Source organism: Paraburkholderia solitsugae, assembly GCF_013177695.1.
Taxonomy (GTDB): domain Bacteria; phylum Pseudomonadota; class Gammaproteobacteria; order Burkholderiales; family Burkholderiaceae; genus Paraburkholderia; species Paraburkholderia solitsugae.
The window spans coordinates 1-14,283 of the sequence record NZ_WOEY01000126.1 but is presented as its reverse complement, the minus strand read 5'-3'; the positions used below and the strand labels follow the sequence as shown (position 1 = coordinate 14,283).

Sequence of the window (14,283 nt, the reverse complement as noted above, 5' to 3'; positions counted from 1 at the left end):
TTTTTTTTGGCCGGCTGCTGCTGGACGTGTGACTGTTACTTACCGATGCGGCTTGCTGCCGTCAGTCGCTGATATGGCCTTCTGCTGCCATTCACGGCGGTTTCAGCGCATATCCCGATGGATATCGTGCGTGACAAACCCTGAGTCGTTATCCGGCATGTCGAGCCAATCGGGTTGCGCAAGCGAATGGCGGATATCTTCCAGGCCGCTGTTCCAGTGTTCACGCATTGTCGTGAGGCCGAACTGGAAGTCTTTGAAATGCCCTTCGTATTCCTTCTGCCGATAGATGAGGTGGATCACGTTGTAGCGCTTCGAACACGATAGCTCATCCGCCAGCTTGCACCACGGATCGTCGCGCTGGTCAGACGGCACGCGATCGAGCACCTCGCGCAGCACATGCCGGAAACGCTGCGAACGTTGCAGCATATCGGTCACGAGACGCGTGCGACTCGAGTACTGGATGTCTTTCATGCGCCCCTGAACATCGGTGATGTTGTCCGGCACCGGCCCGACCGCGCTCCAGAGATCAACCTGGAACGCAAGCGTATCGCGACGCGGCGTGGTCTGAATCACCTCATAGAGCGGCGTGTTCGACATCAAGCCGCCGTCCCAGTAGTACTGGCCGTCGATTTCGACCGCCGCGAAACCCGGCGGCAACGCACCTGACGCCATGAAATGCTCAGGCCTCAGTTTCGTATGCGTGTTATCGAAGTAGGCGAAATTGCCTGTACCGCAATTCACCGCCCCCACCGACACACGCGTCTCGCCGGAATTGATGCGATCGAAATCACAGAACGCTTCCAGCGTGGCCTTGAGCGGCGTGGTGTCGTAGTAGCTTGCCAATTGCGGCGGCCCGGAGACGGTGGGCAACGGCGGCGGGAAACGCGGCACGAAGAAGCCCTTTTGCCCCTCCACGATCGCGCCCATTGCCTGCGTCGCCGTGAAGGCCTTGCGAACGGCTTCACTGGAATTGAACAGCGCGTGCTCGATAAAGGCCGGCAACGGTGGCCCGAACGCCGGCTGGCAGATCGTCTCCCAGAATTGCAGCAGCCGCTCGACGCGTTTCTCCGGCGCATTGCCGGCAATGATGGCCGTATTCAGCGCACCGATCGAAATGCCGGCGAGCCAGTTCGGTTCGATGCCGGCTTCGTAAAGCCCCTGAAAGACGCCGGCCTGATAGGCGCCCAGCGCACCGCCGCCTTGCAGCATCAATGCGACGGTTTCGTATTTCGGGAATCGGAGATGCTGGCTGGGATGCGCGGAGGGTGCCGGACCGGCGCCCTCGCCTTCCCCGCCGCCGGGCGCGCCGACGCGCGCCCGTTTGAGATTGCGTTGCGCCATAGGCACCTCCTTATTGCATATACCAGCCGTGGCTCACAATAAAGGACTGGCCGGTCAGCGCCGCAGTCGGGAACGTGGACAGGAACAGCACCGTCTGCGCGACGTCTTCCACCGTGGTGAAGATGCCGTCGACCGTGCCGCCCAGCATCACGCGCTTGACCACGTCTTCTTCGCTGATGCCGAGTTCTTTGGCTTGCTCGGGAATCTGCTTGTCGACCAGCGGCGTACGCACAAAACCCGGACACACCACATGCGAGCGCACGTTGTGTTTCGCGCCTTCCTTGGCCAGTACGCGCGCGAGCCCCAGCAGCGCATGTTTGGCCGTGACATACGCGGACTTCAGCGGCGACGCTTCGTGCGAATGGACCGAACCCATGTAGATCACGATGCCGCCACGATCGTCTTTGTACATGTGCTTGAGCGCAGCCTTGGTGGTAAGGAAGGCGCCGTCCACGTGGATTGCCTGCATCTTCTTCCAGTCGGAAAACGAGTAGTTTTCGATCGGATTGACGATCTGGATGCCGGCGTTGGAAATCAGAATGTCGATCGAGCCGAACTCGGCGGCGACTTTGTCGATGCCCTGGTTGACGGCGTCTTCATTCGTGACGTCCATCGCCACGCCGATTGCCTTGCCCCCGCCCTGCTTGATTTCTTCAGCGACAGCGTTCGCGCCGTCCTGGTTCAGGTCGGCGATCGCGACCGCCGCGCCGGCTGCGGAAAGCGTGAGCGCAATCTGCTTGCCGATGCCGCTCGCGGCGCCGGTAACCACCGCGACCTTGCCATTCAGATTCGTGTTCAGTGACGACATCCAGAACCTCCATGCAGTTGGTGAACAATGAGACCACGGGCCGCGGGCGGCGTGACGTCAGCCAAACGGCATAGGCCGTTTGGCTGAATGCTGCACTGCGGCCAACGCTGCTATTGTGCATGAACCGCGTGAACTGCATCCGTAAAACGCACATCGGGCCTTATCTCTTTAAACTGGACGCCTCAGCGGGATTCCGGCGGCATCACTACCAAGGAGGAATGCATGAATTATCGACGTCTGGGCCGTTCCGGCCTGCAAGTCAGCGAACTGTCCATCGGCTCATGGGTCACTTACGGCAATCAGGTGGATCATCGTGCGGCGCGCGAATCGCTTGCGGCCGCGCGCGATGCGGGTGTCAACTTCTTCGACAACGCGGAGGTATACGCCGGCGGCCAATCCGAAGAGATCATGGGCCAGGCGCTCAAGGAACTGGCGTGGCCGCGCGTGAGCTATGTGGTATCGACGAAATTCTTCTGGGGGCTCAACGAAGCGCCGAACCAGTACCACACGCTGAACCGCAAATATTTGCTGAACGCGATCGACTCGTCGCTCAAACGCCTGCAACTCGATTATGTCGATCTGGTGTTCTGTCATCGTCCTGACCCGAACACGCCGGTCGAAGAAACCGTCTGGGCCATGAGCGACATGATTACGCGCGGCAAGGCACTGTACTGGGGCACATCCGAATGGAGCGCCGATGAAATCCGCGCAGCTTACGAGATCGCTGAACGGCATCACCTGCACAAACCGGTCATGGAGCAGCCGCAGTACAACCTGTTCCACCGCAAGCGCGTCGAACAGGAATACAAGCGGCTTTACGAGGATATCGGCCTTGGGCTCACCACCTGGAGCCCGCTCGCATCCGGCCTGCTCACCGGCAAGTACCGCGGCGGCGTACCTGCCGATAGCCGCGCACAACTGCAAGGCTACGACTGGCTGCGCAAGCAGCTCACCGATACCGGCAAGAACAACGTGGTCGGCGAGCTGGGCGAGGTCGCCGACGAGCTGAGCTGCACGGTCGGCCAGTTGGCGATTGCGTGGATTCTGAAGAATCCGCATGTGAGCACCGTAATCACCGGCGCGTCGCGCGTCGAACAGATTGGTGAGAACATGAAATCCGCCGATGTGGCCGAGCGAATCACGCCGGAGATCAAGCAGCGGATCGAAGAGATCGTCGGCGACGCCTACGATTGACCGGCCGCTCGCCGGACCGCGGAGCATGGCCCGCGCACCATCAGGGTCGTATCACGCGCAACGCACTACGGAGTGCAACGCGGCGTCGCGTACAATACGCGACCGCGCTGCACTTCAGTTGTGCTGCCGCATTGCACTCGCATCGCCGAATCCGCCCTGGACCGGCACGCCCTCTTTCAGCGTCTCCTCATCATGCTCAGCTACCGCCACGCCTTTCATGCAGGCAATCACGCCGACGTTCTGAAACACGCCGTCGTGTTGCAGCTACTGCGCTACCTCGGCCAGAAGGACAAAGCCTACTGGTATATCGACACGCACGCGGGCGCCGGCGTCTATTCGCTGAAGGAAGGCTACGCGACCAAAACCGGCGAGTTCCAGACCGGCATCGCCAAACTATGGGAACGGAACGATCTGCCGTCGCTCTTTGCCGACTACGTCGACGAAGTGAGCGCGCTGAATCCGGACGGCCAGTTGCGCTTCTACCCGGGTTCGCCTTATATCGCGTGGCGGCAGATGCGCGAGCAGGACCGTATGCGCCTGTTCGAACTGCACACCACTGAGATCGACGTGCTGCGCCATAACTTCCGCGACGCAGGCCGTCGCGCGATGCTCTATGCGGGCGACGGATTCGACGGCATCCTCGCGTTGCTGCCGCCGGCGCCGCGCCGCGCGCTGGTGTTGCTCGATCCGTCGTACGAAGACAAGCGCGATTACACGCGCACGCTGCGCTGCGTCGAAGAAAGCCTGAAGCGCTTTCCGACCGGCACCTACGCGGTCTGGTATCCGCAGGTAAGGCGGCTCGAATCGCAGCGCTTTCCCGATCAGTTGAAGAAGCTGCAGGAGCGCAACTGGCTGCATGTGAGCCTGACCGTCAGCAATCCGCCGACCGACGGCTTCGGGTTGTTCGGCAGCGGCATGTTCATCCTGAATCCGCCGTATACGCTGGCAAAAACGCTGAAAGACCAGATGCCCTGGCTGGTCCAGACGCTCGGCGAGGACAAGGCCGCGCAGTTCAAGGTCGAATATCGCGGCGATTGAGCCGCGTTGCAGGCTCCGCACGCACGTATATCGCGGCGGTCAAGCTCGGTCGCAGTTTGCGCAATCACCCATCATGGCACTCGGCCAGCTTTGCTGGTTTGCTCTGGGAGATATCGCGCCGGAAACGCTTATTGCGTGCGAGGCGCCGGGCGAGGTTGCGGCTGAGGTTGTGGAGACGGCGTGCCACCGCCGACAGGCAGCGGGATGTAGGGTGCGACAACGATCGGCATCGACGAATTCGGCGCCAACTCCGCGGGCGTCGCGATAGGCTGCGCCCCTACGATCGGCTGTCGCGAGAGCGGCGCGGTCTGCAGCACCGTGCCGCTCTGGCCGTCGCTTATTCCGCTCTGCGAGTCGAGTATCACGGGCTTGCGGGTGTCGTTGCTCGACGCGGCGAAGGTTGCCGGTACTGCGAAAACCATTGTCAGCGAGGCGGCGACGGCCGCAGCCAGGACGGATTTGAGCAAGCGGACAGGAAGCATGGGCGGACCGGTTGAGTTTGGGAATGCCGGATTGCGCAGAAAACGCCTTACCTTACCGCGGCGGCAACCGTCAGGCTAGTCGTTATTGGCCATGAGTCGCCTTGAAGGGCCACTTGTCGTGAAATTCTCGTAGTCCAGATGTGACAAAGCCCCGTCTATACGGGGCTCAACACTTTACTGCAATGGCTGCGCGCAAGCGCTGCCGGGTCAAACCTGATGCAGTTGAAATTTACAGCGAGTAGCCGTTGGTTTCGAGCGAGCGGATGCGCTGTTCGAGCTGAACGATATCCGACGACGACGCCAGATAGGCTTCACGGCGGCTGCGTTCTGCAGATTCAAACCAGGTGCTCAGCTTTTCAAGTACGTATGCAAACATGATGTTCTCCAAGGATCAGATTGAATCCCCGGTGAGTTTTGCATCAGGGATTTCCCGTAAAAGGGTTAACCCGGATTATAGCCCTATGGTGCAACCTTGCTAGTGAAATGCCCGCATGACGTGCATTCCGTTTTGGAATGGTGCACGCCCGTGGTGCACGTAAGTCTTTGATTTATCTAAATTCAAGATAGCCCTTCCGCGACAATCGATATTACCCCAAATTATTTCACACCATTATGGTGCTTTTTGGCGTCCGGTTGCGACGAATCTCGCGACAGGTTGCACCCGGCGCTTTCAAATCGGATGACAACCGTTCCCCGACACCAGATCGTTATCGGCGAGCCGCTCGATAATCGGGCAATCCGGGCGGTCGTCGCCGTGACAATGGTCGGCCAGATGCGCCAATGTGTCGCGCATGTCAGTCAGCTCGGCAATGCGGCGATCGAGCTCCGCGACATGCTCCAGCGCAATCGCCTTCACTTCGGCGCTGGCGCGCGACCGGTCGTACCACAGTGCCAGCAATCGACGGATGTCCTCGACCAGAAAACCAAGACGGCGAGCCTGCCGGATGAAACGCAGCGAATGAACCTCTTGCGGCCCATACACGCGATAGCCGGCGCTCGTGCGCGCCTTCGCCGCCAGCAAGCCCACGCTTTCGTAGTAGCGAATCATTTTCGCCGTGACGCCCGACGCGCGGGCCGCTTCACCGATGTTCATGACTGTATCTCCGGTATGTGCGCCGATCGTACACCTTCCCATGGTGGGAAGGTCAGTCACTCAGGTGCGCATCGGCAGGCATAATTCAACTATCGCAACGTTCATATTTTTCGAGGCAATCCCGATGACGATCGAATTCCAGGTAGAAGGCATGAGTTGTCAGCATTGTGTGGCTGCGGTCACGAACGCGATCCGTGAACACGATGGAGCCGCTCAGGTCCAGGTCGATCTGGCATCCGGCCGTGTGGCGGTCGAATCCGCGCAACCGGCTGACACGCTGAAGGCCGCTATCGACGAGGCCGGCTACACGGTTACGGCTGTGACCAGCGGCTCGGCTGGCTAAGCGAGCGACCCTCATGTTCAAAGTTGCCGTCATTGGTGCGTCCGGGCTGCTCGGCCGGGCGCTCGTCGACGAACTGGCACAGCAGGCTGGCTGGCAAGTTGTCGCCACGGCGTTCAGCCGGCCGGGTCCGAACACGGTCGCGCTGGATATTCGCGATGCGCGGGCGGTCGAGCAGTTTATCGAGCGCGAAGCACCGGACGCGCTCGTGATTGCCGCTGCGGAACGCCGGCCGGATGTGTGCGAGCACGATCCGGCGCTCGCCCGGGCGTTGAACGTCGATGCGGTGCGCACCCTGGCCGCGGCGGCAAAGGGTCGCCGCGCATGGACACTCTCGATCTCAACCGATTACGTGTTCGACGGCACTCACCCGCCCTATCAGCACGATTCCGCGCCCGCGCCACTTAATGCCTATGGCCGCAGCAAACTTGAAGGCGAGCGCGCGTTGATGGAATCCACCGATCTCGGCTGCGTGCTGCGTTTGCCGCTGCTATATGGGTCGATCATCGATTGGGCAGAATCTGCGGTGACGAGTCTCGTGCCGGCGATTGCCGCGTCGGCTTCGCACGAGGGCAAGGCCGCCGTCATGGATGCATGGGCGATTCGTTACCCGACCTTTACGCCGGACGTCGCGTTCGTGATCCGGCAGATGCTCGAACGGCATGCACGTGGCGAGGCGATCCGCGGCATCGTGCAATGGTCGGGCGATGAGCCGATGAACAAGTATGAAATCGCCGTGCGTCTTGCGGAAGCACTGCAACTTGACGCGCGACTGACGCCACAGCACACGCCCACCGACGCGACGCCGCGTCCGCATAACTGTCACCTGGCTTCGGATCGGCTTGAGGCGCTCGGCATCGGCCGCCGCACGCCGTTCGACGTTGCGATCCGGCAAGTGCTGGCCCGGTTTCCGTGGCGAGGCGAGATGCCGGCGTAGTCGCCTGACAGCAGGCTTAACCATGGCAGGTACCGTCGGCGTTTCCGTGGTGAGGCGAAACGCCGGGCGTAGCCGCCCGGCAGCGAGCTTAACCACGGCCGAGGACTGCCCACGCTTCCACGGCCCAGCGACAGACCTGTCTGGTGTCAAGCCCGCAAGCTTAGCCACTGCAGATCGGCATCAGTGAAAATCGCGGCTCGCCGTGGCCAGTTCGCCGAGCCACTCGCTGTGATCTTCGAGTCGATGCGCGACGAGATGGACCACTTCGCCCTTCTGTTTCTGTTTCGCCTTGCCCGCCTGATTTGCGTTCACCACGTTGCCGGCGCTGTCACCGCCGGTAGAAACGCCGTCGTCACGCTGCAAGACGCCATACACCGCCAGCAACGATGAACCCAGTAGCACCTTGCGCTGTTTTTCCACCAGCGCTGGCCAGACGATCACATTGATCGAACCGGTTTCGTCTTCGATGGAAACGAACACGGTGCCGTTTGCCGTGCCCGGCCGCTGCCGCACGGTGACGATGCCACAGGCGCGCAACAGCGTGCCGTGCTGACACGCGACGAGTTCGGCCGCCGTGCGAAAACGCTGTTTGGCAAGGCGCTCGCGCAACAGCGCGAGCGGATGACGATTGAGCGTGAGGCCGATGCTCGCGTAATCGTCGACGATCTCGCGACTTTCGGCCGCCTGCGGCAATGCCAACGGCGCTTCGGCGATCGGCGCATCGCGCAGCAGCTTGGGCACGGTGTGCTGCGCGGTCACCGCCCACCACGCTTCGCGCCGATGGCCCGCGATGCTGACCAGCGCGTTCGCCGCGGCGAGCGCTTCGAGATCGCGCCGCGTCAATGCCGCGCGACGCGTCAGATCGTCGACGTCGGTAAACTGCGCGTCGCTGCGAGCCGCCATGATGCGCTCGGCAGCCACCTGTGAAAGACCTTTGATCAGATGCATGCCGATGCGCACTGCCGGACCGCGCGCACCATAGGTTTTCGACGATTGGAAGACGCGTGCGGTCAGCTGCTTTGCCGCGCGCCGTATCGTCCGCGCCACCGTGAAGCGCCGCAGCGACAAATCGCGTAATTGCTGCGCGGATAATACGCCCTGCTGACGATGCAAACAGGTCTCGCTCGATGAAATCCGCTGCCCTTCATGACCGCGTCTTTCGAAGATCGATTCCCAATCGCTCAAGGTCACGTCGGGCGGCAATACCTGGACACCATGACGCCTGGCATCCTGCACGAGTTGCGACGGCGAATAAAACCCCAACGGCTGACTGTTCAGCAAACCCGCCAGAAAAGCGGCCGGCTCATAACGTTTCAACCACGCACTGAGATAGACGAGCAAGGCAAAGCTCGCCGCATGGCTTTCAGGAAAACCATATTCGCCGAAGCCTTCGATCTGTTTGCAGATGCGCGCGATGAACTCGGGTTCATAACCTCGCTTGAGCATGCGGTCGGTCAGATCCTGCTGATACTTCGCCAGATTACCGGTGCGCCTCCACGCGGCCATCGCGCGCCGTAACTGGTCGGCTTGCTCACCGGTATATTTCGCCGCAACCATCGCCAGGTGCATCACCTGTTCCTGGAAAATCGGCACGCCGAGCGTGCGTTCGAGCACTGGCCGCAACTCATCTTTAGCGTAGTCTTCCGCCTCGATACCCTGCTTACGACGCAAATACGGATGCACCATACCGCCCTGGATCGGGCCGGGACGCACGATCGCGACTTCGATCACGAGATCGTAGTACTTGTTCGGTTTCAGCCGCGGCAACATGCTTTGCTGCGCACGCGACTCGATCTGGAATACGCCGATCGTATCGGCATGGCCGCACATTTCGTAGACGGCTCGATCCTCGCGCGGAATATCCTGCACCCTGAATGTCGGAAAGCCGCGCCGCAATGCAACGAACTCCAGCGCGCGCCGGATAGCCGACAACATGCCGAGCGCCAGCACGTCGACTTTCAATAGCTTGAGCGCATCGATATCGTCCTTGTCCCACTCGATCACGCTACGGTCTTTCATCGTCGCGTTCTCGATCGGCACGAGCCGCGACAGCTTGTCTTTCGCGATCACAAAGCCGCCGACGTGTTGCGACAGATGGCGCGGAAAATTGCGCAATTCCTTGGTGAGACGAATCAGATTCTGCGTGATGTGTGAGTTGGCAGCGAAGCCCGCTTCAGCCAGATATTTGGCGACCGCATCCGTGCCGTCCCACCATTGCTGTGATTTACTGATCCGCTCGATCAGCGACGCTTCGAGCCCCAACGCCTTGCCGACATCCTTCAGCGCACTGCGCGCGTGATACGTGATCAGCGATGCCGTGAGCGCGGCGCGATGACGGCCGTACTTGCCGTAGATATATTGAATCACCTCTTCCCGGCGCTGATGCTCGAAATCAACGTCGATATCAGGCGGTTCGTTGCGCGCGCGCGAGATGAACCGTTCGATCAGCATGTTCATGTGGACCGGATCGATCTCCGTCACATGCAGGCAGTAGCACACGATCGAATTTGCCGCCGAGCCGCGGCCTTGGCACAGAATGTTTCTGGAGCGTGCGAAGCTCACGATATCGTGCACCGTCAAAAAGTACTTTTCGTATTTCAGCTCGGCGATCAGCAGCAACTCTTTCTCGATTTGGCCGATTCGCTTCAGATCCATGCCGTTCGGCCAGCGCTCCATTGCGCCGGCCATCACCAGCTTGCGCAGATAGCTCGACGGCGATTCACCGGCGGGGACCAGTTCTTCCGGATACTCGTACTTGAGTTCGTCGAGCGAGAAGCGGCATAGCGCTGCAATACGCAGCGTTTCTTCGAGCGTATCGCGCGGGTACAGTTTGCCAAGCCGCACGCGAGTGCGCATATGCCGCTCGGCGTTGGCCTCGAGCGCGTGGCCACATGCCGATAGCGGTGTGACGAGGCCGATCGCGGTGAGGGTGTCCTGCAATGGTTTGCGCGATCGCGCATGCATCAGGACGCCACCTGCCGCCACCAGAGGCAAACCGCTCGCTTTTGAAATCATCCGCAACGCGTCAATCTGAAGATCGTCGCTGCCGGTTTGCCAGAGTTCGAGTGTGATCCATGAGCGTTGCGGAGCCAATGAGGCGAGCCAATGCGCGCAGCGCAGCGTGTGTGAGAGCGTCGCCGCGCGTTGCGGCACGAGGATCAGGACGCAATCGGGCAAGGTCCTGAGATGTTCGAGATGCGGCAACGCATCGGTGAAATCGGACGGGCTGAGGCGATAGCTGCCCTTGTCGGCACGCGAGCGGGCTAGCGTGATCAGTTCGGAAAGATTGCCGTAGCCATTGCGGTTGGTTGCGAGCGCAACCAGTGTGCAGAACGGTTCGCCTGCATCGTCCGTCAGACTGAGTTCGCTGCCGATGATGAGGTGAGGGATTGGTTTTAGCGCCTCTTGCTCTGCGGCTTCTGGCTCTGCGGTCTCTTGTTGTGAGGCTTCTTGTCGTGAGGTTTCTGACTCTGCGACTTCCTGTTGCGAGCCCGCTAGCTTTGTGGCCGTCGACGTTGCCGCTTCTTCTACAGACGTTCCTGCTTGCGCGGCCTTCGTCCTGTCTTCGCGTTCCTTCTGTTGGCGGTCCCGCTCCTGCTTGATTTCTCTCACTGCCGTGTGCGCGCGCACGACGCCCGCCAGCGAGCATTCATCGGTGATCGCGAGCGCGCTATAGCCGCGCGACATCGCCTGCTCGACCAACTCATGCGGATGCGAAGCACCGCGCAGAAACGAGAAATTAGTCAGGCAATGCAGTTCTGCGTAGGGCGGCAATTGGGCCGCAAGCGCCTGCTCCAATAAAACTGAGGTCCGGGAATTTGCCATGATGCTCAACCGAACAAACCCTGCAGATACCACTCGCCGTTTAAACGTTCGCGGTACACCCAGAACATATGACCACGATCATCGGCCGCAATGTAGTAATCCCGCTCGACGCGGTTACCGTCCCACCACCCTGCTTCAATCCGTTCGGTACGCGTGAGCATTTTCAGCGGCCGACGATAGATCGGCCGCTGGTCGCGCACCATCAGGCGAAGCGGTTTGGCAAGCATCCAGACGGGACGAGGCTGCGATGGCAATACACTGTCGGGCAGATCGAGTGAGGCTTGAGCTTGAGCTTGAGCTTGAGCTTGAGCTTGGGCTTGGGCTTGGGCTTGGGCTTGGGCTTGGGCATCGGCTGGTTGTGTGACGAATAGGCGGCTGCTTTTAGCGTCACTTGTTTTGTCAGACTGCCGGGATAGGTGTACCGGGTGTACTGTGCGCTCTGCCTGTTCTGCCTGTTCTGCCCTTTCTGCCTGTGTCGTCGCATTGCCGTCTGCGCGCACACGTTCCAATGCAGCGTGCTGCAACTCATCGGTCAGCCAGGTTTTATCCGCTTTAATTTTTGCCCTGGCTTTCACAGACGAACGCTTCTTGCGCGAAAACGCTTGCGCCTGATAGGCCTCGACGCGCATTGCCCGCTCAGGCCGATGATCGTCCTGCACCGACATCTGCAGCACGTTCTCCGGCCCCAAACGCGCGCTCAAGCGTTCGAGCAGGCGTGCGACCGAATCGCCGTCTGATTCGGGCATTGGAAACAAGGTGTCCGACCGCCCTGCATACTCGCCGATCTGATCCGCGACCAACTTCAACTCGATCACGGGTGCCACCAGAATCGTCTGATTCAACTTCTCACGCAACAGCCAGATCAGATGCTCGGCATCGCGCGACGGTATGGCCCACGTGACCTTCAGACTCGACGTCTTCGGTGCATGACGGGATGCCAATTCATGTTCGAGCAACAACGTATAACCACTGAGCGCGGCATGATGCGCACTCAACCATCCCGCCAGTTGCACAATCAGCCGACGCGCGGCGAACAGTAGTGCATCAGCGTTATCGACCCGCGACGGCAACTCCAACTGCGCATGAAACGATGCCGGCGCACGAAACGATTCGCGCGGGTCCGGACGCGTGCCATATGCTTGCGCCAGCAGATCCAGAATGCCGCTGCCGAAACGCCGCACGACACCCGATCTTGGCAGTTGACGCAAATCGGCCAGCGTCGTGCAACCGACATGCGCAAACGCATCGCGATGCGCCTGCGCAACCGGCAGCAACGACACAGATATGCGGTCGAGGACCCGCGCAAGCGACGTTTCCTTTATCACATGCCAACGATGCCCCTGCCGATCGGCGTGCGCCTGCGCCAACAGCCACGCGCCCCAGGCTGTCGGTGCGCACGCGATGCGCGCCGTATAGCCGAATTCAGCCACCGTCGCGGATACCCGCGACAACAATGCGCGCAAGCCGCCGAACAGCCGCAAACCGGAGCCGACTTCCAGCAACAAGGTGTGCGCGTGCGCGAGCGACACCTTCGGTGTGTACATCAGCAAAGCGAGCGCCATCGCTTCGAACGCCTGGGTTTCGCGGGCTGCGTCTGCGGCAAGCATTTTGAGACCAGGAGCCAAAGCCAATGCGTACGAGCGCGAATGCCCCGCATGCACCCCAGCACGCAATGCGTCGAAATCCGGCATCAGGATGTGCGCGTGGTCGGCCAGCGCATAGCAGCGCACCTCGGTGACGTTTTCGGCACCTGGAGGCTGGTTTGCCGCGTCGCCGGACTCACACCGGTTCGGCTTCGCGGGCGAACCATCCGGGAGCGGTTCGAGAGGCTTCACCGCTTCCAGCGACAAGAGTGGCAATGTGACTGCGATCCACAACATGTTTGATCTCTCGTCCTTGATTGCGGCCGATCCCGCTTTCCGGCAACAAGACGCTTTGTAACGGCAAAATGAGACGCAGGGGCTCCGCTGGCGGCGGGCCGCGGCGCTTGAAGATGTCGATCGAGATACCAATCTCCTGCAACCATTGACGACGGTTGATCGTCTGCGCATTGGCCGGCAAGAACGGCTCGCAGATCATTCGCAACGGCGCCGGCGAAGATTGAGTGGCTGCCTCGAGAGGCCGGATCAAAAATGCCAGCGATGCCGACTCCTGAGCCGCCACCTGCAGACGCCGAACCTTATCGGCGCGTGCATTCGGCAGCCATACCAGTACTGCGCCGATGCCATCCTGCTTCAATGCCTGAGCAGCGGCCCACAGGGATTGGTCTTCACTCGAGCGCACCCATAAGACGCGCTCGACATCGATACCCCAAGCCCTCAGTGCCGAAGCACAGGGCTGGTACGGGGGCGCTACGAACATGACGTGCCGTTCGGCTTGCGTCGTAAGATGCCGAAGCGCGCGGGCCAGCAGGCGCAGTTCGCCGACCCCTCCGTGCTCAATCAATAACTCCGTCAAGCCGCCGGCCGACCAGCCCTGTCCGGGCAGCAGTTGATCCAGCGCGGCATAGCCGCTGGAAATCGCCCGCGAGTCCGCCTCGGCAAGCTCATTGCCCTGCCAAACCTGACGCCGCAATTGCGACGACAGTGCTGTCGTCGCCAGGTGAATCGCTGCTGCCATAGACACGCTCATTCAATAGGGAATGCTCCGCCCTGCCCGGCATCGGGCAAGCATGGGGCGACGAGTTTTCACTGTATATTTATACAGTACTTTGAGACGGATGTTAAGACAATCCGATGCAACGAAACGTGTGCAGGAAGGAAATGAAGAGGGGTGGTGAGGCTGTTTTTGTTGCAGTTTTTTCGCCTACGGAAAAGCTGTTCTTTGGCGCTGCTGCTAAGCGAGCAAAACCAGAGTTAGCGTGTTCTGGAAGGGATGAGAGCAAAGAGCCCGCGCATGCACACCGCTGATATGGGTAAGACCTGACGGGTTACGCGAATGCGCTTCGAGTGGGGAAGGCGTGATACCGGAAGAACCGGGGCGCATCGCGGTAAGGTCGCGGCGGCGATGTTTCCAGATCGGGTCGTTACGACGAACAAACATCTGGACGAGAAGTCCCGGCGTGAGGATGCCATCACATGCCGTGGTGACGCAGCTAGCCGGAGTTCGACAGTTCCACGGTCAAAAACGCGATTTTCGACAGCCAGACCTTGTATCGGCGCAGGTTTCAGCGGGGTGCCAAATAAAGTCGTGTGGTGGCACGTCTTGGCGGATGAATGCCACTAT

General features: G+C 60.6%; 13 protein-coding genes. 4 read left to right on the top strand and 9 right to left on the bottom strand.

From position 1 onward, the window contains the following. Nucleotides 1-102: 102 nt before the first annotated feature. Together GNZ12_RS31225 and GNZ12_RS31220 are read right to left on the bottom strand one after the other, a co-directional pair. Entirely contained in the window at nucleotides 103-1,341 is a 1,239-nt protein-coding gene (locus GNZ12_RS31225) for a DUF3734 domain-containing protein (RefSeq protein WP_172315977.1), read from the bottom strand. Nucleotides 1,342-1,351: 10 nt separating this feature from the next. Next, complete coding sequence (locus GNZ12_RS31220; protein ID WP_172315976.1) at nucleotides 1,352-2,149, bottom strand: 3-hydroxybutyrate dehydrogenase; 798 nt, start codon at nucleotides 2,147-2,149, stop codon at nucleotides 1,352-1,354. Nucleotides 2,150-2,371: 222 nt separating this feature from the next. On the opposite strand from GNZ12_RS31220, the gene GNZ12_RS31215 reads away from it, so the two are divergent. Continuing rightward, complete coding sequence (locus tag GNZ12_RS31215) at nucleotides 2,372-3,343, top strand: potassium channel beta subunit family protein (RefSeq protein ID WP_172315975.1); 972 nt, start codon at nucleotides 2,372-2,374, stop codon at nucleotides 3,341-3,343. Between the two features lie 114 nt (nucleotides 3,344-3,457). Here GNZ12_RS31215 and GNZ12_RS45110 read toward each other — a convergent pair whose 3' ends face one another. After that, nucleotides 3,458-3,592, bottom strand: coding sequence for a hypothetical protein (locus tag GNZ12_RS45110; RefSeq protein ID WP_268959067.1), 135 nt, complete (start codon nucleotides 3,590-3,592; stop codon nucleotides 3,458-3,460). Here GNZ12_RS45110 and GNZ12_RS31210 point away from each other — a divergent pair. Next, the gene (locus tag GNZ12_RS31210) at nucleotides 3,536-4,381 is read left to right on the top strand and encodes a 23S rRNA (adenine(2030)-N(6))-methyltransferase RlmJ (RefSeq protein WP_172315974.1); all 846 of its coding nucleotides are present in this window, start codon (nucleotides 3,536-3,538) and stop codon (nucleotides 4,379-4,381) included. The two genes, GNZ12_RS45110 and GNZ12_RS31210, sit on opposite strands and share 57 nt — an antisense overlap. 128 nt (nucleotides 4,382-4,509) lie before the next feature. Here GNZ12_RS31210 and GNZ12_RS31205 read toward each other — a convergent pair whose 3' ends face one another. From GNZ12_RS31205 to cueR, 3 genes are all read right to left on the bottom strand, one after another. Further along, complete coding sequence (locus GNZ12_RS31205; protein WP_172315973.1) at nucleotides 4,510-4,863, bottom strand: hypothetical protein; 354 nt, start codon at nucleotides 4,861-4,863, stop codon at nucleotides 4,510-4,512. A 229-nt stretch (nucleotides 4,864-5,092) separates the two neighbouring features. After that, the gene (locus GNZ12_RS31200) at nucleotides 5,093-5,239 is read right to left on the bottom strand and encodes a DUF3563 family protein (RefSeq protein ID WP_172315972.1); all 147 of its coding nucleotides are present in this window, start codon (nucleotides 5,237-5,239) and stop codon (nucleotides 5,093-5,095) included. Nucleotides 5,240-5,533: 294 nt separating this feature from the next. Continuing rightward, nucleotides 5,534-5,956 carry a Cu(I)-responsive transcriptional regulator gene (cueR, locus tag GNZ12_RS31195; RefSeq protein ID WP_172315971.1) on the bottom strand — a complete coding sequence of 141 codons (423 nt, stop codon included), beginning with the start codon at nucleotides 5,954-5,956 and terminating at the stop codon, nucleotides 5,534-5,536. 124 nt (nucleotides 5,957-6,080) lie between these two features. Between cueR and GNZ12_RS31190 the strand changes: the two genes are divergently transcribed. Then, nucleotides 6,081-6,299, top strand: a complete 219-nt coding sequence (locus GNZ12_RS31190; protein WP_121109652.1) for a heavy-metal-associated domain-containing protein — start codon at nucleotides 6,081-6,083, stop codon at nucleotides 6,297-6,299. Between the two features lie 13 nt (nucleotides 6,300-6,312). Continuing rightward, the gene (locus GNZ12_RS31185) at nucleotides 6,313-7,233 is read left to right on the top strand and encodes a dTDP-4-dehydrorhamnose reductase family protein (protein ID WP_172315970.1); all 921 of its coding nucleotides are present in this window, start codon (nucleotides 6,313-6,315) and stop codon (nucleotides 7,231-7,233) included. 180 nt (nucleotides 7,234-7,413) lie between these two features. Here GNZ12_RS31185 and GNZ12_RS31180 read toward each other — a convergent pair whose 3' ends face one another. Genes GNZ12_RS31180 through imuA form a run of 3 tightly spaced genes read right to left on the bottom strand, consistent with a single transcriptional unit; the run spans nucleotide 7,414 to nucleotide 13,677 of the window. After that, nucleotides 7,414-11,058, bottom strand: a complete 3,645-nt coding sequence (locus GNZ12_RS31180) for an error-prone DNA polymerase (RefSeq protein ID WP_172315969.1) — start codon at nucleotides 11,056-11,058, stop codon at nucleotides 7,414-7,416. Nucleotides 11,059-11,063: 5 nt separating this feature from the next. Continuing rightward, nucleotides 11,064-12,938, bottom strand: a complete 1,875-nt coding sequence (locus tag GNZ12_RS31175) for a Y-family DNA polymerase (protein WP_172315968.1) — start codon at nucleotides 12,936-12,938, stop codon at nucleotides 11,064-11,066. Beyond that, nucleotides 12,838-13,677 (bottom strand): translesion DNA synthesis-associated protein ImuA, encoded by an 840-nt coding sequence (imuA, locus tag GNZ12_RS31170; RefSeq protein WP_172315967.1) that lies wholly within the window; start codon nucleotides 13,675-13,677, stop codon nucleotides 12,838-12,840. Before imuA ends, GNZ12_RS31175 begins: the two co-directional genes overlap by 101 nt. Nucleotides 13,678-14,283 lie beyond the last annotated feature (606 nt).